Below are 22,577 nucleotides of genomic sequence, written 5' to 3'. Positions count from 1 at the left end.
AAATGTCGGCGCGGATTGCAGCCGGCGAGTAACGGAGACGATGCATGGCTGCCAAGCTGGGTGGTTCCGGTGGGGACAAGCACACGATCGAACAGACGGCTGATATCAACATCACGCCGTTCATCGACATTCTGCTGGTGCTCATGATCATCTTCATGGTCGCCGCGCCTATGGCGACCGTGTCGATCCGCCTGGACCTGCCGCCCGCGCAGCCGCCCTCAAACCCGACCGAGGAAAAGGAACCGGTGTACATCACCATCCAGGACTCGGGTCAGCTGTTCATCGCCGAGAACCAGACCTCGATCGACAACCTGGCCGCTGACGTCTGCACCGCCCTGGGCGGCGGTTCCTGCCAGGAAGAGCGCGTCTTCGTCCGCGCTCAGCCGGAAGTGAAATATTCGCAGTTCATGGAAGTCATGAACACGATGCAGGAGAACGGCTTCTTCAAGGTCGGCCTGCTGAACGAAGACATCGAATAGGACTTTCGTCCGTTCAAGAATTTGGGCCGCGTTCCGAAAGGGACGCGGCCTTTTTCTTTGCCGGCCACGATCTGCGAGATTGGGGCTTGCCGGATGGGCCGGACCCCGCCTTGATGCTGCATCGGCCGTTCGAGGAGTTCGCCCATGCATCGTCGCACCTTCCTGTCCGCCCTGCCTGCTGGAGCCCTGACGGCCGGAGCAATGGCCGCAACGGCAGCTCAGGCCCGGCAAGCCTCCCCGACCGCCAAACCCACCGAAGCGGCCCCCGCCCCCGCCCGTCCTGATCCCCATGCCGGCGTCGGCATCGGCGACCGGATCACCGGGCCGAAGTTCATGGGGCGGTCCACCGTCTGGGGCGCGAACGGGGCGGCGGCGACGGCGCATCCGGCAGCCAGCCTGATCGGGATCGACACCTTGAGACGCGGCGGATCGGCCATCGACGCCGCCATCGCCATCAATGCGGCGCTAGGCTTCCTGGAGCCGGTGGCCAACGGCATCGGCGGCGACGCCTATTGCATGCTGTGGGATCCGAAACAGAAGAAGGTGGTCGGGCTGAACGGCTCGGGCGCCAGTCCGCGGGGCCTCAGCCTGGAGACCGCGCGATCCAAGGCCATCGACGGCTATCTGCCCCGCTATGGCGCGGTGACGGTGAACGTGCCGGGCACGGTGGACGCCTGGTGGAGCGCGCACCAGCGGTATGGGAAACTGCCGTGGAAGGATGTGCTGCTGCCGGTCGCCGAGCTGTGCGAACAGGGCGTCCCCATGCCCCAGGTCATCGCCTACTACCTGGAACGCAACATGGCCGCCTTCGACCGGGGCGTGATCCCGATCGAGGAGAACGACAACCGCAAGCGCATCTGGGCCGCGAACGGCGCGACGCCCAAAGTGGGCGAGATGTTCGCCAATCCCTTCCTGGGCAAGACCCTGCGGATGATCGCCGAGGGCGGGCGCGACGCCTTCTATGACGGCCCCCTGGCCGACCAGATGGAAGCCTATTCCAGGCGAATCGGCGGCTGGTTGACCCGCGCCGACATGGCCGCCCACCACACCGAATGGGTCGAGCCGATCCAGACCAACTATCGCGGGGTGGACGTCTTCGGCCTGGGCCCCAACACCCAAGGCCTGTCGACCAACCAGATCCTGAACATCTGCGAACAGTTCGACCTGAAATCCATGGGCTTCCAGTCCGCCGCCTCGCTGCACGTCCAGGCCGAGGCCAAGCGGCTGGCGTTCGAGGACCGGGCGCGCTGGTTCGCCGACGACCGCTTCTCCAAGACCCCGGTCGAATGGCTGAACTCCAAGGCCTATGCCGCCGAACGAGCAAAACTGATCCGGCCCGACCGGGTCATGGACCGCGTCATGCCGGGCGACGCCCCGCACCACGGCGACACCACTTATTTCAGCGTCGCCGACGCCGACGGCATGATGGTCAGCTGGATCCAGTCCAACTATCGCGGCATGGGGTCGGGCCTGGCGCCGGACAATGGATCGGAGCCGCTGGGCTTCATGTTCCAGGACCGGGGCGAGCTGTTCGCCCTGACCGACGGCCATCCCAATGTCTATGCGCCCAGCAAGCGCCCGTTCCAGACCATCATCCCCGGTTTCGCGGTCAAGGACGGCGAGCCCTGGATGGCGTTCGGCGTCATGGGCGGAGCCATGCAGCCACAGGGCCAGGCCCAGATCATCATCAACATGGTCGATTATGGACTGGAGCCCCAGGCGGCCGGCGACGCGCCGCGCTGGCAGCACTATGGCTCGTCCGAACCGACCGGCCAACCGCAGGAAGGGGCCGGCGTCCTGCACCTGGAAAGCGGCGTGCCCGAGGCGACCAAGGCCCAGCTGCGCGCCATGGGCTGGACCCTGGGCGAGCCCGACGGCGGGTTCGGCGGCTATCAGAACGTAATGAAACAGATGAACCCCGGCGGCCGCTGGACCTATGGCGCGGCGACCGAGATGCGCAAGGACGGGATCGCGTTGGCCTATTGAGATTGGCCTATTGAGATTGGCTTACCGACATGACCCACGACGAAGTTCGCGCCCTGCTGTTTTCGTTTCCGGGCATGGAGGACGGCGTGTCCTATGGGGAGCCGTCGTTCAAGGTGGCGGGGAAGTTCTTCACCTGGATGCGTCCCGCGCTGGACGACAGCATCGTGGTGCATCTGAACACCCTGGATGAGCGCGAGATGCTGATCGAGATGGACCCGGCGACGTTTCATTTCACAGACCACTATCGTGACTATCCGATCGTGCTGGCGCGGCTGGCCTCGGTCGATCCGGCGTGGCTGAGGGCGGCGCTGGAGAAGCGGTGGCGCAAGGTGGCGCCGAAACGGATGGTCAAGGCGTTCGACGCCGGCTGAGGCGGCGATTGCGGCCAGGAAATCGTCGGCCGAACGAACCGCGACCTTTCGCAAGGCCGCCCGGGCGCCTAACTAGGCCATCCCTCAAGCGACGCGAAGGAGCGCCTCATGGCCTATGGCGACCAGCCCACAATCACCGTCGATGACATCGAAATCCCCCTGCTTGGTTTCGGCACCTGGCAGCTGGAGCCGGACGACGCGCGCCGCATGGTCGCCGAGGCGCTGCGGATCGGGTATCGTCACATCGACACGGCCTGGATCTACAAGAACGAGAAGGCGGTCGGCGAAGGCATCCGGGATTCCGGCGTGGCGCGCGAAGACATCTTCCTGACGACCAAGATCTGGGTCGAACACTTCACCCATGACGCCCTGCTGAAACAGACCAAGGAATCGGCCGACAGCCTGGGCACGACGCCCGACCTGTTGCTGCTGCACTGGCCCAAGACGACGCCGTCGTTCGAAGAGACGCTGGGCGCGCTGAACGAAGCCAAGGATCAGGGCCTGACGCGCGCCATCGGCCTGTCCAACTTCCCGTCCAAGGAATTCCGCCAGGCGCAGGGTCTGTCCAAGGCGCGGCTGATCACCGACCAGGTCGAGCACCACCCCTATCTCGGCATCGACAAACTGGTCGCGACGGCGGCCGAGCTGGGATCGTCGATCACCGCCTGGTCGCCGCTGGCCCAGGGCAAGATCGCCGAGGACGCCACGATTTCCGAACTTGCTGCCGCGCACGGCAAGACCAACGGCCAGATCACCCTGCGCTGGCTGATCCAGAACCGTATCATCGCCATTCCCCGCACGACCAAGGAAAGCCGCGCGCGCGAGAATTTCGACGTCTTCGATTTCGAGCTGTCGAGCGAGGAGATGCAGCGGATGAACGCCCTGGATCGTGGAGAGCGGCTGGGCGACTGGCTGGACCCGACGTTCGAATGGGACAAGACTGACGCCTGATCGAACGGAGACGACGTCATGGTGCGCGAGCGGGATCGACCACGGCTGTGGCGCGCGACCTTTGCGGTGATCGGCTGGGCCACGCTGCTGCTGCAGTACATCCTGATGGTCGGCCCCAGCCAGGGCTGGGGCGTGGTGGAGCGGACGGTCAACTATTTCAGCTTCTTCACCATCCTGACCAACATCCTGGTCGCACTGGCCTTCACCGGCCCGCTGCTGAACGGCGAGCGCCGCATCGCGCGATGGAGCGCCAGCGAAGGGGTGCGGGCGGCGGTGACCATGTACATCGTCGTCGTCGGCTTCGTGTATCACTTCATGCTGGCCCCCTACTGGAAGCCCGAGGGTCTGCTGGCCGGCGTCAATCTGGTGCTGCACTACGTCATGCCGTCCGCCTTCTTGCTGGACTGGCTGTGGTTCACGCCCAAGGGCCGGCTGCGTTGGATCGATCCGGTGAAGTGGCTGGCGTTTCCGCTGATTTACGGCGGCTGGACCCTGATCCACGGCCTGGCGACGCACTGGTGGCCCTATGGCTTCGTCAATGTGGACCAGCTGGGACTGGGCCGGGTCGTCGCGATCTTCGCGGGGCTGCTGGTCTTCTTCCTGCTGGTCGGCCTGGCGCTGGTGGCGCTGGATCGCAGGTTCGGTCGCGCGACGCGTGACAGAGACCGCTCTCCCGCCTAAGCCTCGCCGCATGGCCTACAAATCCCTGCGTGACTTCATCGACCAGCTGGAAGCCAAGGGCGAGCTGGTGCGGGTGTCCGAACCCGTCTCCACCGTGCTGGAGATGACCGAAATCCAGACCCGGCTGCTACGGAACGGCGGGCCGGCGGTGCTGTTCGAAAAGCCGGTCATGCCGGACGGCACGATCAGCCCCATCCCCTGCCTGGCCAATCTGTTCGGCACGGTGAAGCGGGTCGCCATGGGCGTGACGCTGGAGGGCAAGGACCGGACGACGGCGGGCGAGCTGCGCGAAGTCGGGGAGCTGCTGGCCTTCCTGCGCAATCCGACACCGCCGCGCGGCCTGGGCGACGCGATGGAGATGCTGCCGCTGATGCAGACTGTCATGTCGATGCGGCCCAAGGTGGTGAAGAAGGCGCCGGTGCAGGAGGTGGTGCTTAAGGGCGACCAGATCGACCTGACCGCCCTGCCCGTCCAGTCGTGCTGGCCCGGCGAGCCGGCGCCCCTGATCACCTGGGGCCTGGTCGTGACCAAGGGGCCGTCGGACGACCGCGAGGACGACTTCAACCTGGGCATCTATCGGATGCAGGTGCTGGGCAAGGACAAGGCCATCATGCGCTGGCTGGCGCACCGGGGCGGAGCGCAACACTATGCGCGGCACAAGAAGGCCGGAAAGCGCGAGCCCCTGCCCTGCGCCGTCGTGCTGGGCGCCGATCCGGGCACGATCCTGGCGGCGGTGACGCCGGTGCCGGACACCCTGTCGGAATATCAGTTCGCGGGACTGATGCGTGGCGCCAAGGCCGAACTGGTCGCGTGCAAGACCGTGCCGTTGATGGTGCCGGCCCAGGCCGAGATCGTGCTGGAAGGCCATGTCCTGCTGGACGAGTTCGAGGACGAAGGGCCGTATGGCGACCACACCGGCTACTACAATTCGGTCGAGAAATTCCCGGTCTTCCAGGTCAGCGCCATCACCATGCGCAGGGACCCGATCTATCTGACCACCTTCACCGGTCGGCCGCCGGACGAGCCGAGCGTGCTGGGCGAAGCCCTGAACGAGGTCTTCATTCCCCTGCTGCGCCAGCAGTTCCCCGAGATCGTCGACTTCTGGCTGCCGCCCGAGGGCTGCAGCTATCGGATCGCCGTGGTGTCGATGAAGAAGGCCTATCCGGGCCACGCCAAGCGGGTGATGCTGGGCGTGTGGAGCTATCTGCGCCAGTTCATGTACACCAAATGGGTCATCGTCGTGGACGACGACATCGACGCCCGCGACTGGAAGGACGTCATGTGGGCCATCTCGACCAAGATGGACCCGGCGCGCGACATCACCGTGATCGAGTCCACCCCCATCGACTATCTGGACTTCGCCAGCCCCGAGAGCGGCCTGGGCTCCAAGATCGGCCTGGACGCCACCGACAAATGGCCGCCCGAGACCAAGCGCGAATGGGGCGAGGAAATCCGTATGGACGAAGCTGTGGTCGAACGGGTGAACGACCTGTGGGGCCGGCTGGGGCTGCCGGGCGACGGGACGCCGATCTGGAAGTAACAGAGAGCCGTTACAACACGCTGTAACGCATCCACGCTCCGAGAGATGGTCGAGGACAGGTCCGCCGCCATCCGAATCGATGGCGGCGAACGCTGTGTATTCAGTCGTCCCAGCGGTCGTCGCTATCGCGGCGCACGTCGAGAACACGGCGGCCCTGGGCGTCCATCAGGACGTCGATCTCGCGGCCACGGGCGTCGCGACCCTCGACTTCGATGCGGCCGTCGTCGCGTTCGACCTCTGTGACGCGGACCATGCCGACAGCGCGCAGGGAGCCCATGTCGGGTCGGGTCATGCGGCCATAGCGGCGGCGGTCGTCGTCATCATCGTCCCAGTCGGCATGGGCGTAGAAGTCGTCGCGGTTCGGGTTGGCGACGACCGGCGGAGCGGCGGCTGCGGCGGCTGCGGCGGCGGGAGCCGAGACGGCGGCGGCGACCGGCGCCGAGGTTGGTGCGGCGGTGGCGACGCCGGCGATGGCGGCCAGGCTCAGCAGGGTGACGGGCAGAAGCGGTTTCATCGTCATGTCCTTCTCTTGATTGCGCCGGGGTTCGGCGATGTCGCCACAATGCGACCGCCCGGCTGACAGCCCGCAGACGCCGCCCGTCAGCTTGCCGTCAGCGAGGAAATGCAGTCTGTCGGTTTCCATGCGCGCCTCTGTTCTCATCCTGCCGGCCCTGGTCGCGGCCTTGGGCTTGAACGCCTGCGATCCGGGGGGCTCCGCGCCGGCGGAGACGCAACAGCGCGCGCCGGACTTGCGCCAGACGCCCGCGCCGCAATCACCGCCTCCGGCCTTCACGCCGCCGCAGTTCCAACCGAGCCAGCCGGTCGCGGAGCCGCCTCCCCCACCGCTGCTGCAAGGCGCGCCGAAGGGGAACGGGCGTTTGCCACTAAGCCGTATCCTGGACATCGCGCGACAACGGGTCGCTGGCGAGGTGATCGACGTGGATTTGGACGAGGACGACGATGACGACACGGCGGTCTACAAGCTTGAGATCCTGACGCCCGAAGGCCGCGCCATAGAGATGGAACTGGACGCCCGCACCGGCGCCGTTCTCGATATCGAGGAAGACTGACCATGCGCCTCCTATTGGTCGAGGACGACGCGGCCATCGCACGCGGCGTGACCGCCGCCCTGCAGGGCGCGGGGTTCGTGGTGGATCTGGCGCAGGACGGCGAGACAGCCTGGGCCATGGGCGGGGACGAGGACTACGACGCCGTAATCCTGGACCTGGGCCTGCCCCGTCTGGACGGCTTGAGCGTGCTGCGTCGATGGCGGTCGGACGAACGGGTCTTTCCCATCATCATCCTGTCGGCGCGCGGGGGTTGGACGGAAAAGGTCGAGGGGATCGAGGCCGGCGCCGACGACTATCTGGCCAAGCCCTTCGAGCCCGGGGAACTGGTGGCCCGTGTCCGCGCCCTGATCCGCAGGAACGCCGGCCATTCGGAATCGGTGCTGAGCTTCGGCGCCGTGAGGCTGGATACGCGACGGATGCAGGTCAGCATCGACGGAACGCCCCTGTCGCTGTCGCCGCTGGAATACCGTCTGCTGCATGCGCTCGCGCATAGCGGCGGCCGGCCGATGAGCGCCGGCGAATTGTCCGAGAGCCTGCACGGAGTCGAAGCGGTGGAGGCCAACGCCATCGAGGCGCTGGTCACGAGGCTGCGACGCAAGGTCGGCGGCGGCGTGATCGAGACGCGGCGCGGCTTCGGCTATGTCCTGGCGGGCGCGGCTTGAGACGCGGGCGCTCCCTCGGCGCACGACTTCTGGCCTTCGCCGGCGTCACCGTCGCAGTCGCCCTGGCGACAGCCTGGCTGGTGCTGGGCGTGCTGTTCGAGCGCCATGCCGAACGCCAACTTCTGGCGGAACTGGAACGGCACGGTCTGGCCTTGATCGCTGCGCTGGAACCGGACGCCCAGGGACGGGCGACGCTGTCAGCCCGCCCGTTCGATCCGCGCTTCGATCGGCCGGCCAGCGGCCTGTACTGGCGCATTAGCGGGGCGGGCGGCGAAGTGCGTTCTCGGTCATTGTGGGACGGGGTTCTTGCGTCGCCCGACGCTCCGCCTGCTCGCGGTTGGGGATCGCGAAGCGCCGTCGGGCCCTTCGAGGATCGGGTGCTGAGGATCGCGCGGAACGTGCAACTGTCCGCCAATGGTCCGCAGATCCTGGTCGAAGTCGCGGGGGACCGGAAGCCGCTGGGTCAGGCCCGCGCCGACTTCGGGATCGAGAGCGCCGTTTTCCTGGCCGTGTTGTGGATCGCCCTGATGGCGGCCGCCTGGGTTCAGGTCCGGCTGGGGCTGACGCCGCTGGACGCCGTGCGCCGCGAACTGGAGGCGATGCGGCGCGCGCCCGGCGGACGAATGGACGAGACTCGTCATCCCTACGAAGTGCGCCCCCTGACCCTGGCCATCAACGACTTCGCCGAGGCGCGCGCCGCCGATGTGGAACGGGCGCGGCGCCGGGCGCGCGACCTGGCCCACGCCCTTAAGACGCCGCTTACCGCGCTGCGTCTGCAGATCGAGGCGCTCGACCCAGCGACGGGACGCGAGATGACTCACGGCCTGAATCTGGTTTCAGGCGCGGTCGAGGGCGAACTGGCGCGGGCGGGCGGACGGGCGGCGCCGGTCCAGAGCGCGAACGCCTCGGTGGCGATCGAACGCCTGTTCGCGGTCATCGCCCGAACACCGGACGGCGCCCGACTTGCGCTGCACAACCAGGTCGCGCCGGACGTCGTCCTGCCGCTGGATGAGGAGGCGGCGCTGGAGGCGCTGGGGGCGGTGCTGGAGAACGCCGCACGTCACGCCGTTGCGATGGTGCGGGCGACGGCTTGCGTTGAGGGCGACAGCCTGTCGCTGCGGATCGCCGACGACGGTCCCGGCATTCCGGCCGACCTGCGCGCCTCGGCCCTGGGGCGCGGCGTCAGGCTGGATGAGAGCGCGGCACGCAGCGGTCTGGGCCTCGCCATCGCCCGCGACTTCGTCGAAGCCAGCAGCGGGACGCTGTCTCTGGAAGACGCCGACGAGGGCGGGCTTCAGGTCGAGATGACGTGGCCGAAACGGGACGGTCAGGTGCGAAGCTGACGACTGCGGGGGTTGCCAGACGGACGGCAACGGTCGAGTTAGGGCGATGCGCCCTCTCCTGTTAGCGGCCTTCCTTGCCGCCCTTGCCTGTAGCGTGAGCCCCGCCATGTCCCAGACGATCCCCAACACCGCCCCCTGGGACCAGGCCTTCCTGCCCCCCGCGCGGGCCTGGGATGGGGCGTCCAGGGCTCTGTTGCGCGACGCGAGCGATCCGTGGGTCACAGCGTTCGAGGCCGATCCGGGCCATGACTTCTCGCCCGACTACGCCGAAACCCGCGCCTGGTTCGACCGGCTGGATCAGGCCAGCGACCTGATCCGCATCGAACAGTTCGGCGTCTCGCCCGAGGGACGGCCCATCTATGCGGTGATCGCGTCCAAGGACGGGGCCGCGTTCGATCCGGCCAAGCCCGTGCTGATGATCCAGGCCGGCATCCACCCCGGCGAGATCGACGGCAAGGACGCGGGCATGATGCTGCTGCGCGACATCGCGTTTTACGGGAAGGACGCCCTGCTCGACCGGGTCAATCTGATCCTGATCCCGATCCTGAGCGTGGACGGGCACGAGCGGGCCAGCGCCTATTCCCGCCCCAACCAGCGCGGGCCGCGCATCCAGGGCTGGCGCAATACGGCGACCAACCAGAACCTGAACCGCGACTATCTGAAGCTGGACCAGCCCGAGATGCGGGCGGTGCGGGGTTTGATCCTGAAATACCGGCCCGACCTGTATGTGGACGTCCACGTCACCGACGGCATGGATTACCAGTACGACGTCACCTATGGCTTCAACGGCGAGGACGGGGCGTTCAGCCGCTCGCCGAACGGGTCGGCCTGGCTGGATTCGATCTTCAAGCCCGCGATGAATGCGGCGCTGGAACGGGAGGGTCACATCCCCGGCGAACTGGTGTTCGGCATGGATGACGACGAACCCAGGAAGGGCCTGTCGGACGGCGGCCTGGGCGAGCGGTTCTCCAACGGCTGGGGCTCGGCGGCGCACGTTCCCACGATCCTGATCGAGAACCACAGCCTGAAACCGCACGAGCAGCGGGTGCTGGGCACCTATGTCTTCATCGAGGAGGCGATGCGGCTGCTGGCCGATCAGGGCGCGGGTCTGAGGGCCGCGACCGAGCAGGACAAGGCCCTGCGCCCGGCGCAGATCCCCGCCAACTTCGAGGCCGACGAGACGCCGTCGTCCACCCGGCCGTTCAAGGGCATCCTGTACGAAATGTACGACAGCCCCGCCTCGGGCCGGAAAGAGATTCGCTGGCTGGGCCGGCCCGATCCCGAGCTGTGGCAGATGCCCTTCTATGGCTCCAAACCGACGCTGACCCTGACGCGACCGACCGCCTATTGGGTGCCGGGCTATCGCACCGACATCATCGAGCGGCTGAAGACGCACGGAATCGAAATGGAAACGGTCGATGCGCGGCGCACGGTGGACCTGTCGATGCTGCGTCTGGTCGAGCCCAAGCTGGCGACGCGGGCCAACGAGGGTCACGTCCAGGCCTCGGTGAAGACGGTCGAGGTCGAGAAGCGCGACTGGACATATCCCGTCGGATCGGTGCGGGTGCCGACCGATCAGCCGCTGGGCGACATCGTCGTACTGCTGCTGGAGCCGCAATCCAGCGAGAGCTTCTTCGCCTGGGGCATGTTCCCCGAGGTCATGAGCCGCGTCGAATATATAGAGGCCTACGCCATCGCGCCGCTGGCGGACAAGATGATGGCGGCGGACCCTGCGCTGAAGGCCGAGTTCGAGGCGAAACTGGCGGCCGACGCGGCGTTCGCCGCCGACCCGCAGGCGCGTCTGGCCTGGTTCTACGAACGCACGCCCTTCTATGACGACCACTATCTGCTCTACCCCGTCGGGCGCGAGGACTGATCGATGACCACACCCCTGATGTACGCCGTCCAGGCCGCCGCCCTGTGGAGCGGCCTGCTGATCCTGATGATGCTGGTGCTGTCGGGCATCGTGGTCAGCGGACGGCGCAAGCATATGGTGTCGTTCGGGGACGGCGGGAACCCGGACCTGATGGCCGCCAGCCGGGCCTTCGGCAATCTGGTGGAATATGCGACGCCGGGCATGATCGCCATGCTGCTGCTGGCCGCCGTGGGGGCGCCGGCCTGGATGGTGCATGCGGTGGGCGCGACGCTGCTGGTGGGACGGGTCGTCCATGCCCTGGGCCTGCTGTTCCAGACCGGGCCGTCGCTGGGACGGGTGATCGGCATGTTGCTGACCTGGGTGGCGCTGCTGAGCGCCGCCGTGGGCCTGATCGCCTTCGCCGTCGTTTGACGCGGTTGCGGTGCAGCAAGCCGTCCGCCATATCGGGGCATGACTGAAACCTTGGCTGCGCCCGTTTCCACCGATCTTCTCAACGACATCGTCAAGGCGGCCTTGAGGGCCGGCGCCGACGCCGCCGAGGCGGTCAGCGCCGACCGGCGGTCCCTGTCGGTCGGGGTGCGCAACGCAAAGCTGGAAGACGTCGAACGCGAGGAATCGCGCGACCTGGGCCTGCGGGTCTTCGTGGGCCAGCGCCAGGCGTCGGTTTCGGCTTCCGACCTGTCGCCTGCGACCCAGGCGCGGCTGGTCGAGCGGGCCGTGGCCATGGCGCGGCTGGCGCCGGAAGACCCCCACGCCGGTTTCGCTCCCGAGGATCGGCTGGCGCGCGGGCCGTTCGTCGATCTGGACCTGTTCGATCCAACCGAACGCACCGCCGAGGTCCTGGAACAGGTCTCGGCCGAGGCGGAGGCCGCCGCCCTGGCCGTGGCGGGCGTGGCCCGGTCGGAAGGCGGCCATGCGTCGTGGTCGTCCAGCCGCTGGCGGCTGGTGACCTCTCACGGGTTCGACGGCGCCTATGAGGGTTCGGCCTTCTCGCTGGGCGTCGGCGTCATCGCGGAAAAGGACGGGGCGATGGAGCGCGGCGGCGAGAGCCGTTCGATGCGCCACCTGTCCGACCTGCCCGGCGCCGAATTGATCGGACGCACGGCCGGCGAACGCGCGGTCGCCCGTACCGGCGCGCGCAAGATCGCCTCGACCACCGCCCCCGTCATCTTCGACAACCGCATGTCGGGCCAGATCGTGTCGCCGGCCATCGGCGCCATTTCCGGCCCGTCGATCGCGCGCGGCACCTCCTTCCTGAAGGACCGGATGGGCCAGCGGGTGTTCGCCGAGGGGGTGACCCTGATCGACGATCCGTTCCGTCCGCGCGGCATGGGCTCCACCCCGTTCGACGACGAAGGCGTGGCGGTCGAGAAGCGCGCCCTCTTCGACGACGGCGTCCTGACCACCTGGCTGCTGAACAGCGCATCCGCCCGGCAACTGGGGCTGCAATCCACCGGCCATGCGTCACGGGGCCTGGCCGGGCCGTCCGGCGTCTCGACCCACAACCTGCATATGGAGCCGGGCGAGCGTGATCTGGCGGGGCTGATGGCCGATGCGGGGACCGGCCTGCTGGTCACCTCGATGTTTGGGCCGTCGCTGAACGGAAACACCGGCGACTGGTCCGCCGGGGTGTCGGGCTTCTGGTTCGAGAACGGCGCGATCGCCTATCCGGTCAATGAGGTGACGGTGGCCGGCAAGCTGACCGACCTCTATCTGCGCATCCAACGCGGATCGGACCTGGAGTTCCGGGGCGGGTTCAACGTGCCCAGTCTGATGTTCGACGCGGTGGCCATCGCCGGAAAATGATCGACCTGCACGCTGACCTCGACCTGATCCGCCAGGCGGCCATCGACGCCGGGGCGCTGGCCATCGCCGAACGCGAGGCCGGGCTGAAGATCGAGTCCAAGGTCGGCGGCTCGCCCGTCACCAGCGGCGACCTAAAGGTCGACGCCATGCTTAAGGACCGGCTGCTGTCGGCGCGGCCCGACTATGGCTGGCTGTCGGAAGAGACGGCGGATTCGCCCGAGCGGCTGTCGAAGCGGCGCATCTTCATCGTCGACCCCATCGACGGCACGGTCGCCTATATGAAGCGGACGCCGTGGTGGTGCGTGCCCATCGCCGTGGTCGAGGACGGCGAGGTCGTCGCCGCCGTCATCCACGCGCCCGAAGTCGAGGAGACCTATGTGGCTGTGCGCGGCGGCGGGGCCCGGCGTAACGGCCGGGGCATCAAAGCCTCGGACGTTGCTGCATTGGAGGACGCCTCGATCCTGGGCGATGCGCGACTGATCGAAGCGCCCTGGTTCGACGACGAGCCCTGGCCGCCGATGCGGTTCGAAAAGCGCAACGCCCTGGCCTATCGGATGGCGCTGGTCGCCGCCGGCGCCTTCGACGCCGCCTTGGCCCTGACGCCGAAATGGGACTGGGACGTCGCCGCCGGCTGGCTGATCGCCCAGGAGGCCGGCGCCAAGGTCAGCGACCATCACGGGCGGCCGTGGGCGTTCAACCGGCCCGACCCGCGCCAGGCCAGCCTGGTCTGCGCGGCCCCGCTGATCCAGCCGATGATCGTGCGGCGCTGTAAAAACGTGCCTTTATCGACCTAAGGCGAGGGCGGAAAAACCCCGCCCCACATTGATCCTTGGGCGTTCTCGGCCTATGCCGCGCGCAAAGCCCCTCCCCAGCCTTCGGGCCCAGCCTTCAGGATTTCCGATGACCGATCAGAACGCCGTCCCGCCGCAACTTCTGCACATCGTCATCGGCGGCGAGCTTCGTCACCTGGGCGAGCCGACCTTCCGCGACCTGTCGCAGGTCGAATTCGTCGGCGCATTCGGCAGCTATGATGAGGCCAAGAAGGCCTGGAAGGCCCGCGCCCAGGCGACCGTGGACAACGCCCACATGCGCTATTTCATCCTGCACGCCCACAAGCTGATCGATCCGCGCGGCGACGTGGCCTGAGTGCGACATCGGGGAGCCGAACCGGCGCCCCGATCCGACGTTTAGTCTGTATGCGAGGACGATCATGACCCTGGAACCGCAACAGATCTTTCAACTGGTCAGCCTGCTGGCGGTGCTGGCGCTGTTCAGCTTTTCGCTGCGCGGGCACATCAACTACGCTCGCTGGTTCAAGACGTGGGAAGCCGAGCGCAAGGCGCGGCGCGACGCCGAACTGGCGGCCGAAGCGCGCGCGAACGGCGAAGGCGGCGAGGAACCGAAGGCCGGCCCCTGGGGCTGAGGCCCACCCTCAAATCCGTCACCCTCGGGCTCGTCCCGAGGGCCAACCGTTGGGCTGACGCGACCAGAGAGCGCGCGACCGCTCTGATGTTCGAATGCGCGGCCGCCGTAGGCCCTCGGGACAAGCCCGAGGGTAACGGGTAAGGGTTTTACGCCCTACTCCCGCCGCAGCAGCTTGTCGGTCAGCAGCGTGCCCCACCAGCGGGCCTTGAACTCGGCGCGGATGGCCTTGGGGTCGTAGTCGGGGCTATCGACCCAGTCGATGAAGCTGATCCCTAGAGGTTCGATCTCCGCGACGTATTTCTCCAGCGTATAGTCGAGCACGCCGGTCAGCCCCTCGCGCGAGTGCAGGTATTTCTTCGACAGCTGTGTCATGGCCACCGAGATCGGCTCGCCCAGATGGAAGTGGCGATAGAAGACCGCCATCATCCCCGCCCGGTCTGCGCCGGACTTGCAGTGGATCAGCACCGGATATTCGATGGTCTTGAACAGGTCGCGGGCGCGATGAATGCGCACCGTCTCGGGCGGGTCGCGCGAATCGAGCGGCGCGTCGATCAGGGTCAGGCCCAGCCGTTCGCAGGCCTCCTTCTCCAGCCAGTAATAGCCCTCGTCGCGCTGGCCCCGCAGGTTGATGACCGTGCGCACGCCCTTGGATTTCCAGTAGGCCAGTTGGCGCGGCGACGGCTGGTTGGTGCGCACCAGGTCCGGCCCCAGCCAGTGGGCGTTGGAAAACGCCACGCGCAGAAACGCGTGGTCGGCCCAGAAATAATGCCAATGCGCCCGGAAACGGCCCATCGCGGTCGAGAGGTCGAAGCGCGCCATGCCCGCCAGATAGCGATCCGACGCCGCCGCGTCATCCGATCTCGATCCTGATGCGTTGGAATGTTCGTCGAGAACAGGAGGCCCCGATGAAAACCCTCGCCACCGCAGCAGCCGTCGTGGCCAGCCTTTGGGCGGGCGCGGCCGTCGCCCAGACGCCGCCGCCCGAGGATCAGGCCCTGATCGCCTATTTGCGTGAACGGGCGAAGGAGGCGCTGGACACCACCCGATACACGGCCGCGATCACCCCCGACGGCGGCACGACCCTGGTCTATCTGACGGGTCCGAACTGGTGCGGGTCGGGCGGGTGCCGACTGCTGGTGCTGGACCGAACCGGCGAGACCTATCGCTCGGTCGGCGAAATCAGCGTCGCCCGTGCGCCCATCCGCCTGCTGGAACAGCAGACCCACGGCCGTCGCGATCTGGGCGTCTATGTCGCCGGGGGCGGCATAACCCAGGGGTATGAGGCCGCCGTGCCGTTCGACGGGCGTCGCTATGCCCAGAACCCGACCGTCGCTCCTGCCGTCAGGATCGAGGATGCGCCGGGCGAAACCCTGATCCGCGCCGACGAACAGGGCCGCACGCTGGAACCGTCGCCGGTCAAGCCTTGACTTGAACGGCGGCTCGGACGACCGAGAGCCGATGACCGTCGCCGCCTCAGACACCATGCCCCTGCGCGCCCTGCTGGCGCGGATCTGGCGCGACTACCTGTCCCGGCACAAGGGATCGCTGATCCTGTCGGTGCTGTGCGCGGCCATGACGGGCCTGCTGACGGCGGCCCTGCTGAAGCTGCTGGAGCCCGCGATCAACGGGCTGTTCCTGGGCGGGACGGAGCCCATCAGCCTATTCGGCGTCTTCAGCTTCCCGGCGGATAGGGCCGTGATCTGGATCCCGGTCGCCATTCTGGCGGTGGCGGTGGCGCGCACCCTGGCGGCGCTGGGCCAGGCGGCCCTGGTCAACCGGCTGGGTCACACCATCGTCGGCGACATCCAAATCCGGCTGTTCGGTGCCATGATCCGCGCCGACCTGGCCCGGCTGCGCAGCCAGCATTCCGGGGGCTTCGTCTCGTCGGTGCTGTTCGACGCCAATATGGTGCGCGAAGCCTTCACCTCGGGCGTCGTCAACTACACACAGAACCTGCTGACCCTGATCGCCGTGCTGATCTACATGGGGTTCATCGACTGGCAGCTGACCATGGTGGTGCTGCTGGGCGTGCCGCTGGTGGCGCTGGTGCTGCGCCGGTTCGGGCGCAAGACCCGCAAGGCCGCCGTCGGCGCCATGGCCGAGACCGAGAACCTGTCCACCGCCCTGATGGAGAACCTGGACGGGGTTCGCCTGATCAAGATCGAGAACCGCGAGGCGGCCGAGCAGGACCGCGTGGCCGAAGTGGTGGCCCGTCGCCAGCGCCACGTGATCAAGGGCGCCAACGCCCGCGCCTTCGCCGGTCCGTCCAGCGATCTGGTGGCCTATATCGTCGTCGCCGCCGTCATGGCCTATGCCGGATGGCGGGCGCAGTCGGGCGAGATGACGGTGGGCGGGTTCGCCGCCTTCATCGGCATGCTGCTGGCCGCAGGGCAAGCCCTGCGCCAGGTGACCAATCTGGCCACGGTGATGAGCGAGGGCTTCACCGCCGCGCGGCGCCTGTTTGGGGCCCTGGACATCGAGGCCGAGATCCGTGAGGCGCCCGATGCGGCTTCCCTGCCGACCGGGCCGGTCGAGGTGGTGCTGGACCAGGTGTCGTTCGCCTATGCCCCCGGCGGGGCGCCGACGCTGGACGCCGTATCGCTGCGGGTCGCGCCGGGCGAGACGGTGGCTCTGGTCGGGCCGTCGGGCGGGGGCAAGAGCACGATCCTTAGCCTGCTGCCGCGCTTCTATGACGTGACGGGCGGGGCGGTGACGATCAACGGCGCCGACGTGCGGTCCCTGCGCATCCACGACCTGCGCGACCATATCGCCCTGGTGACGCAGGAGCCCTTCCTGTTCGACGACACCATCGCCGCCAACATCGCCTATGGCCGGCCGGGCGCTACACAGGCCCAGATCGAGGAGGCCGCACGCTCCGCCGCCGCCCACGACTTCATCACCGCCTTGCCGGAAGGTTACGACACCCGCGCCGGCGAGGCGGGCCTGCGCCTGTCGGGGGGACAACGCCAGCGGATCGCCATCGCCCGCGCCTTCGTCAAGGACGCGCCGATCCTGCTGCTGGATGAGGCGACCAGCGCGCTCGACACCGAGAGCGAGGCCCTGGTCCAGGCGGCGTTGGAGCGCCTAATGGAAGGCCGCGCCACCCTGATGATCGCCCACCGTCTGTCGACCGTCCGCAACGCCGACCGCATCTATGTGATCGAGGCCGGTCGCGTGGTCGAGGAAGGGTCGCACGACGCCCTGGTCGCCAGGGGCGGCCTCTATTCCCGCCTGGCCCGCCAGCAGTCGCTCGACGGTGTCCCGGTCAGTGTCGGGACCGTCGCGTGAGGCCGCTGCGCAATCCCGTCATCCAGTCCGCCCTGGCCTGGACCCTGGCGCAATGGATGCGGTTCTGCTTCGCCACCATCCGCTGGACGCACGAGAACCGTTCGGTCGCCGAAGAGGTCTGGCGCGCGGGCGGCGGGGTGCTGTGCGTCTTCTGGCATTCCCGTATCGGGCTAGCCCCCGCCTCATGGCCGCAGGGCGAGGCCCAACCGGCGAAGGGCTTGATTTCCCTGTCGGCGGACGGCGAGTTCTTCGCCAAGGCCGTCGCACGCCTGGGGATTCCCGCCGTGCGGGGATCCTCGGCCAACAAGGACAAGGCGAAGGCGGCCAAGGGCGGATCGCAGGCGCTGCGCGACGGCTTGAAACAGTTGAAGGTCGGAGCCCTGGCCATCACGCCCGATGGGCCGCGTGGTCCCGCCAAGGTCATGGCCGAGGGCCTGCCGCTGATGGCGAAGATGTCCAAGGCGCCGGCCCTGTTCATCGGCATTTCCTGCAACCCCGCGATCCGGTTGAACAGCTGGGATCGCGGCGTCGTGCCTATGCCGTTCGGCAAGGGCGCCATCGTCTGGGACCGCGCGGACTATCCGCAAGGCGCCGACATGGCCGAGGTGATCGCCGACTGGACCGCGCGGCTGAACGCGGTCGAGGCGCGGGCCGATGCGATCACCGGCTTGAAGCCATGACGCCCCTGCCGTTGATCGCCTACCGGCTGGCGACCCGCGCGCTGGAGCCGCTGGCGCCGCGCCTGCTGGATGCGCGCGCGCGTCGGGGCAAGGAAGACCCCGTGCGGGTGGACGAGCGGATGGGCTTCACCCGAACCGAGCGACCCGCGGGCGATCTGGTCTGGCTGCACGGGGTCAGCGTGGGCGAGAGCCTGTCGCTGCTGCCCGTGGTCGAGCGGTTCGTGAAGGCGCGGCCGGACCTGACGGTGCTGGTGACGTCCAGCACCGTGACTTCGGCTCAGATCCTGGCTCAGCGACTGCCCGAAGGCGTGATCCATCAGTATGCGCCGGTCGATGCGCCGGGCGTGGTCGAGCGGTTCCTGGATCACTGGCGACCGGGCCTTGCGGTGTTCGTCGAGAGCGAAATCTGGCCCAATCTGTTGCTGGAGGCGAAGCGGCGCGGCGTGAAACTGGCCCTGGTCAGCGCGCGCATCACCGAAAAGACCGTCGAAGGCTGGGCGCGGTTTCCCGCCTCGGCGCGGGCGCTGACCGGCGCCTTCGATCTGGTCCTGCCCCAGGATGCGGTCTCGGCCCAGCGGCTTAAGAGCATGGGCGCGCGGATCGACGGCCTGGTGAACCTGAAGCTTTCGGGCGAGCCTTTGCCGCATGACCCGGCGGCCTTCAGCCGCCTGTCCGCCGCCATCGGCGACCGGCCGGTGATCGTCGCCGCCAGCACCCATGAGGGCGAGGAAGTCGCCATAGTGCGGGCGCTGGACAGGCTGGGCGACCGCGTCTGCCTGATCCTGGCGCCGCGCCATCCCGAGCGCGGACCGCACATCGCCCAGGCCCTGCAGCGCGAGGGATACGCCTTCGCCATGCGGTCGCGCGGCGAGGTGATCGGGCCGGACACCGACATCTATCTGGCCGATACGCTGAACGAGATGGGCCTGTTCCTGCGGCTGGCGGATGTGGTGGTGATGGGCGGCTCGTTCGCGCCCGCCATCGGCCTGCCGCCGGTCGGGGGGCACAATCCGCTGGAGCCGGCGCGACTGGGCAAGCCGACGATCACGGGGCCGGATGCGTCCAACTGGGCGCCCGTGACCTCCGCGCTCGCAGAGGCGGGCGGGCTGGTTCTGGTTCAGGCGCCGTGGGACCTGCCGGGCGTGATCGAACCGCTGCTGGCGGACCTGGACGCGGCCAAGGCCATGGGCGAGCGCGGACGCCGCGCGTCGGTCGAAGCAGGTGGCGGACTGGAGCGGCTGTGGGCGATGCTGGCCCCGCTGACGCCGCAGAGGCGGGCCCGGCGATGAAGCTGAACACGCCGCGCTGGTGGTATGTCCGCGACAGCAATCATGCGCGTGTGACGCGCACCGTGCTGAAACCGCTGGGCTGGATCTGGGCCGCCGTGACCGCGCGTCGGATCGCGCGGGCCGAGCCGGTCGATCCCGGCTGTGCGGTGATCTCGGTCGGCAATCTGACGGTGGGCGGATCGGGCAAGACGCCGGTCGCGCGCGAAACCCTGCGACTGCTGCGGGCGGCGGGGGTGGAGGCGCAAGGCCTGTCGCGCGGCTATGGCGGGCGGATGGAAGGCCCCGTGCGGGTCGATCCTTACGTCCATACGGCCGAGGATGTCGGGGACGAGCCGCTGATGCTGGCGCAGGGGTCGCCGACCTGGATCGCGCGGGACCGTGTCGCGGGCGCCAGGTCTGCGGTCGCGGGCGGGGCGCAGGCCCTGGTGCTGGACGACGGCCACCAGAACCCGGCGCTGAACAAGACCGTCAGCCTGATCGTCGTGGACGGCGAGACGCGCGGCGACGAATGGCCGTTCGGGGACGGATCGGTCTTTCCGTCAGGCCCGATGCGCGAGCCGTTGAAGGCCGGGCTAGCGCGCGCCGACGCCGTGGTGGTCATGCTGCCGACCGATGTGGACGAGGCCGATCCCGAACTGCTGGCGGTGTTCGGCGCCCTGCCCGTCTTCGTCGCGCGCCTGACGCCCGAGGGGCCGCCGCCGTCGGGGCCTCAGGTCGGGTTCGCCGGCATCGCCAAGCCGTGGAAGGTCGAGCGGTCGCTGAAGGCGGCGGGGTGCGACCTGGCGGACTTCGTCCCCTTCCCCGATCATGCGGCCTATAGCGCCGAGACCATGGCGTTCCTGACGGATCGGGCGGCGGTGTTCGACGCTGGGCTGGTGACCACCGAAAAGGACTGGGTCCGGCTGACGCCCGACCAGCGCGCGCATGTCACGGCCTGGCCGGTCGTCGCCCGGTTCGAGGACGAGGCGGCTTTCGCCGCCTTCCTGAACACCAGGATTCAGTCGGCGCGATAGACCACGCCGGACTTCATCACGAACTTCATCCGCTCCAGCTCGGTCACGTCCGACAGCGGATCGCCCGAGACGGCGACGATGTCGGCAGGCATGCCGGGCGCGATCTTGCCGGCCTCGCTGGAAATCCGCAGATGTTCGGCGGCGCCGACAGTGGCGGCCTGGATCGCCTCCAGCGGCGTCAGGCCGGCGCGGACCAGAAGCGCGAACTCTTGCGCATTGTCGCCGTGGGCCGAGACGCCGCTGTCGGTGCCGAAGGCGATCTTCACCCCGCCCTCATGGGCGCGCCGCGCCATGTCCAGCATCTTTGGCCCGGCCTCCAGCGCCTTGGCCGTCTGGGCCGGTGTGAAGAAGTTGTCCGGGCCAGACGCGATGCCGGCCACGAAATCGCCGGCCAGCAGGGTCGGGATCAGTCAGGCGCCGTTCGACTTGAACAGGCGGATCGACTGGTCGTCCAGATAGGTGCCGTGTTCGATGGAATCGCCGCCCGCGCGCAGGAAGGCGTTGATGCCGTCCACGCCGTGAGCATGAGCCGTGACCTGGCGCCCCATGCGGTGGGCGCTATCGACGATGGCGGTCAGTTCGGGATCGCTGAACTGCTGGCCCAGACCGGCGGCGGTGTTGGACAGGACCCCGCCCGTCGCCGTGATCTTGATGATGTCGGCGCCGGCGCGAACCTGGGTGCGGACCGCGCGCATGCAGTCCTCTGCCCCCGAGCAGATGCTCTCGGACGACAGCAGGTGCATGACGTCGTCGCGATAGCCGTTGGTGTCGCCATGACCGCCGTGGATCGAGACCGACGACCCCGATGCGATGATGCGGGGCCCCGGCACGTCGCCGGTCTTGACCGCATTCCTCAGCGCGAAGATCGCTTCGTTCGAGGCGCCCAGGTCGGCCACGGTCGTGAAGCCGGCCATCAGGGTGCGGCGGGCGTAGCGGGCGCCGACCATGGCCTGGTCCGCATCGGACAGGGTGACCTCTTCCAGCCGCGAATTTGGGTTCTGCTGGCCGGTCAGATGGACGTGGCTGTCGATCAGTCCGGGCAGGACGAAGGCCTCCCGAAGGTCCACCACCTTGCCTTGAGAAGGGTCGCCGACGAAGCCGTCGCGCACTTCGACGACCTGGTTCCCTCTGATCACAAGAGTTTTACCGCGCTGCACAACGCCGTTCGACGGGTCCGCCAGCAACCTTCCGGCCTCGACGAACGTTGTCGTGGGTTGCGATGAAACCCCAACGTCCGTGGGGCTTTGCTGGGCCTCAGCGCCCACGGCCGACGCCATCAGCGCGGCCAGCGCGATTCCGAAACGCTTCATCGATCTCTCCCCGCGACACGTCGGCCGCAAAATGGCCCCACAAGGCTCAGGTTGCCTCGGCCGTAACCAGCTGAAACAAACACGCCTCAAGACCAACCGCAACGAGGGCGTCGCATGCGGCTATCGAGACGAGGGCTAATTCTGGGTGGATCGGCCATGCTGGCGGGATGCGCCAGCGCAAGCGCCAAGGCGCCGCTGACCACGGCTCAGACCGGAGCCCCGATCGCGATGCCGCAGGTCGGACTGCCGACGGTCCAGACCGCCGCCCTGACGCCTCCGCCGCTGGACCCCCGTGGTCGTGTGCGCAAGGAACTGATGGAGCGCGCCATGACCGCGCTGGACACCCATCACCGCCACCTGCCGCTGCGCGACCGGATGTATCTGGTCGATTTCCAGAAATTTTCGGGCGAGGAACGCCTGTACGAAGTCGATCTGGTCGCCGGCGAGGTCAAGGTCCTGCGCACCTGCCACGGTCGCGGGTCCGATCCGGCCCACACCGGCTTCGCCCAGCGGTTCTCGAACACGCCGGATTCCAACATGTCCTCGGTCGGCGCCTATGCCACCGCCGGCGCCAACTGGGGCGCACAGCAGGGGCCGAATGTCCTGCTGGACGGACTGGAATACTCCAACGACAAGGCGCGCGAGCGGGCCATCATCATCCACGGCGCAGACTACGCCGACCCGGACTTCCTTGCGCGCGAAGGCAAGCTGGGCCGCAGCTACGGCTGTTTCTCGGTCGCCCATACCGACCTGCCAGGCTTGCGCGAACGCATGGGCGAAGGCCGGCTGCTGTTCGCAGCGGCGTAG

Annotated in this window: 23 protein-coding genes and 1 pseudogene; 21 read left to right on the top strand and 3 right to left on the bottom strand. The window is 68.1% G+C overall.

Translation table 11 applies throughout. From position 1 onward, the window contains the following. Positions 1–44: 44 nt before the first annotated feature. From ACP69V_RS03860 to ACP69V_RS03835, 6 genes are all read left to right on the top strand, one after another. A complete protein-coding gene (locus ACP69V_RS03860) occupies positions 45–479 on the top strand; it encodes a biopolymer transporter ExbD (protein ID WP_426022723.1) in 435 nt (144 codons plus the stop codon). Between the two features lie 144 nt (positions 480–623). Continuing rightward, the gene (locus tag ACP69V_RS03855) at positions 624–2,465 is read left to right on the top strand and encodes a gamma-glutamyltransferase family protein (protein WP_426022722.1); all 1,842 of its coding nucleotides are present in this window, start codon (positions 624–626) and stop codon (positions 2,463–2,465) included. Positions 2,466–2,494: 29 nt separating this feature from the next. After that, complete coding sequence (locus tag ACP69V_RS03850; RefSeq protein WP_426022721.1) at positions 2,495–2,836, top strand: MmcQ/YjbR family DNA-binding protein; 342 nt, start codon at positions 2,495–2,497, stop codon at positions 2,834–2,836. Positions 2,837–2,944: 108 nt separating this feature from the next. After that, positions 2,945–3,787, top strand: coding sequence for an aldo/keto reductase (locus ACP69V_RS03845; RefSeq protein WP_426022720.1), 843 nt, complete (start codon positions 2,945–2,947; stop codon positions 3,785–3,787). Between the two features lie 18 nt (positions 3,788–3,805). Continuing rightward, positions 3,806–4,468 (top strand): Pr6Pr family membrane protein, encoded by a 663-nt coding sequence (locus ACP69V_RS03840; RefSeq protein ID WP_426022719.1) that lies wholly within the window; start codon positions 3,806–3,808, stop codon positions 4,466–4,468. Between the two features lie 10 nt (positions 4,469–4,478). After that, positions 4,479–6,008 (top strand): UbiD family decarboxylase, encoded by a 1,530-nt coding sequence (locus ACP69V_RS03835; RefSeq protein ID WP_426022718.1) that lies wholly within the window; start codon positions 4,479–4,481, stop codon positions 6,006–6,008. Between the two features lie 100 nt (positions 6,009–6,108). On the opposite strand, the gene ACP69V_RS03830 is transcribed toward ACP69V_RS03835, so the two are convergent. Further along, positions 6,109–6,651 (bottom strand): hypothetical protein, encoded by a 543-nt coding sequence (locus ACP69V_RS03830; protein ID WP_426022717.1) that lies wholly within the window; start codon positions 6,649–6,651, stop codon positions 6,109–6,111. On the opposite strand from ACP69V_RS03830, the gene ACP69V_RS03825 reads away from it, so the two are divergent. The 9 genes from ACP69V_RS03825 (at position 6,650) to ACP69V_RS03785 (ending at position 14,188) form a co-directional block, all read left to right on the top strand. Then, positions 6,650–7,078, top strand: a complete 429-nt coding sequence (locus ACP69V_RS03825; RefSeq protein ID WP_426022716.1) for a PepSY domain-containing protein — start codon at positions 6,650–6,652, stop codon at positions 7,076–7,078. The genes ACP69V_RS03830 and ACP69V_RS03825 overlap by 2 nt on opposite strands. Positions 7,079–7,080: 2 nt before the next feature. Continuing rightward, on the top strand, positions 7,081–7,740 hold the full coding sequence (locus ACP69V_RS03820) for a response regulator transcription factor (protein WP_426022715.1): 660 nt from the start codon (positions 7,081–7,083) through the stop codon (positions 7,738–7,740). Further along, complete coding sequence (locus tag ACP69V_RS03815; RefSeq protein WP_426022714.1) at positions 7,737–9,083, top strand: ATP-binding protein; 1,347 nt, start codon at positions 7,737–7,739, stop codon at positions 9,081–9,083. Before ACP69V_RS03820 ends, ACP69V_RS03815 begins: the two co-directional genes overlap by 4 nt. 106 nt (positions 9,084–9,189) lie before the next feature. Beyond that, positions 9,190–10,959, top strand: coding sequence for a M14 family metallopeptidase (locus tag ACP69V_RS03810; protein WP_426022713.1), 1,770 nt, complete (start codon positions 9,190–9,192; stop codon positions 10,957–10,959). A 3-nt stretch (positions 10,960–10,962) separates the two neighbouring features. Further along, the gene (locus ACP69V_RS03805; protein WP_426022712.1) at positions 10,963–11,370 is read left to right on the top strand and encodes an MAPEG family protein; all 408 of its coding nucleotides are present in this window, start codon (positions 10,963–10,965) and stop codon (positions 11,368–11,370) included. A gap of 39 nt (positions 11,371–11,409) precedes the next feature. Beyond that, on the top strand, positions 11,410–12,765 hold the full coding sequence (locus ACP69V_RS03800; protein WP_426022711.1) for a TldD/PmbA family protein: 1,356 nt from the start codon (positions 11,410–11,412) through the stop codon (positions 12,763–12,765). Further along, the gene (locus tag ACP69V_RS03795) at positions 12,762–13,559 is read left to right on the top strand and encodes a 3'(2'),5'-bisphosphate nucleotidase CysQ (RefSeq protein ID WP_426022710.1); all 798 of its coding nucleotides are present in this window, start codon (positions 12,762–12,764) and stop codon (positions 13,557–13,559) included. The genes ACP69V_RS03800 and ACP69V_RS03795 overlap by 4 nt, the downstream gene beginning before the upstream one ends. A gap of 106 nt (positions 13,560–13,665) precedes the next feature. Next, positions 13,666–13,911 carry a DUF4170 domain-containing protein gene (locus ACP69V_RS03790; RefSeq protein WP_135195105.1) on the top strand — a complete coding sequence of 82 codons (246 nt, stop codon included), beginning with the start codon at positions 13,666–13,668 and terminating at the stop codon, positions 13,909–13,911. 64 nt (positions 13,912–13,975) lie between these two features. After that, positions 13,976–14,188 (top strand): hypothetical protein, encoded by a 213-nt coding sequence (locus tag ACP69V_RS03785; RefSeq protein WP_426022709.1) that lies wholly within the window; start codon positions 13,976–13,978, stop codon positions 14,186–14,188. 155 nt (positions 14,189–14,343) lie between these two features. Here ACP69V_RS03785 and ACP69V_RS03780 read toward each other — a convergent pair whose 3' ends face one another. Continuing rightward, positions 14,344–15,009, bottom strand: a complete 666-nt coding sequence (locus ACP69V_RS03780; protein WP_426022708.1) for a fused DSP-PTPase phosphatase/NAD kinase-like protein — start codon at positions 15,007–15,009, stop codon at positions 14,344–14,346. Between the two features lie 86 nt (positions 15,010–15,095). Between ACP69V_RS03780 and ACP69V_RS03775 the strand changes: the two genes are divergently transcribed. The 5 genes from ACP69V_RS03775 to lpxK are packed head-to-tail and all read left to right on the top strand — an operon-like array spanning position 15,096 to position 20,460. Next, the gene (locus ACP69V_RS03775; RefSeq protein WP_426022707.1) at positions 15,096–15,617 is read left to right on the top strand and encodes a hypothetical protein; all 522 of its coding nucleotides are present in this window, start codon (positions 15,096–15,098) and stop codon (positions 15,615–15,617) included. A gap of 31 nt (positions 15,618–15,648) precedes the next feature. Continuing rightward, on the top strand, positions 15,649–17,478 hold the full coding sequence (locus ACP69V_RS03770) for an ABC transporter ATP-binding protein (protein WP_426022706.1): 1,830 nt from the start codon (positions 15,649–15,651) through the stop codon (positions 17,476–17,478). Next, positions 17,475–18,158 carry a lysophospholipid acyltransferase family protein gene (locus ACP69V_RS03765; protein ID WP_426022705.1) on the top strand — a complete coding sequence of 228 codons (684 nt, stop codon included), beginning with the start codon at positions 17,475–17,477 and terminating at the stop codon, positions 18,156–18,158. The genes ACP69V_RS03770 and ACP69V_RS03765 overlap by 4 nt, the downstream gene beginning before the upstream one ends. Further along, positions 18,155–19,447 (top strand): 3-deoxy-D-manno-octulosonic acid transferase, encoded by a 1,293-nt coding sequence (locus ACP69V_RS03760; protein WP_426022704.1) that lies wholly within the window; start codon positions 18,155–18,157, stop codon positions 19,445–19,447. Before ACP69V_RS03765 ends, ACP69V_RS03760 begins: the two co-directional genes overlap by 4 nt. After that, positions 19,444–20,460: a tetraacyldisaccharide 4'-kinase gene (lpxK, locus tag ACP69V_RS03755; RefSeq protein WP_426024028.1), complete on the top strand. Its 1,017-nt coding sequence runs from the start codon at positions 19,444–19,446 to the stop codon at positions 20,458–20,460. Before ACP69V_RS03760 ends, lpxK begins: the two co-directional genes overlap by 4 nt. On the opposite strand, the pseudogene ACP69V_RS03750 reads toward lpxK, so the two are convergent. Next, positions 20,445–21,770: pseudogene (locus ACP69V_RS03750) on the bottom strand (amidohydrolase family protein). The gene lpxK and the pseudogene ACP69V_RS03750 sit on opposite strands and share 16 nt — an antisense overlap. 156 nt (positions 21,771–21,926) lie before the next feature. Here ACP69V_RS03750 and ACP69V_RS03745 point away from each other — a divergent pair. After that, entirely contained in the window at positions 21,927–22,577 is a 651-nt protein-coding gene (locus ACP69V_RS03745; protein WP_426022703.1) for a murein L,D-transpeptidase catalytic domain family protein, read from the top strand.

The organism is Brevundimonas sp. PWP3-1b1 (genome assembly GCF_049896065.1).
GTDB classification, from domain to species: domain Bacteria; phylum Pseudomonadota; class Alphaproteobacteria; order Caulobacterales; family Caulobacteraceae; genus Brevundimonas; species Brevundimonas intermedia_B.
Note: the sequence above shows the minus strand (reverse complement) of the source record. Positions and strands in the feature narration are given on the sequence as shown.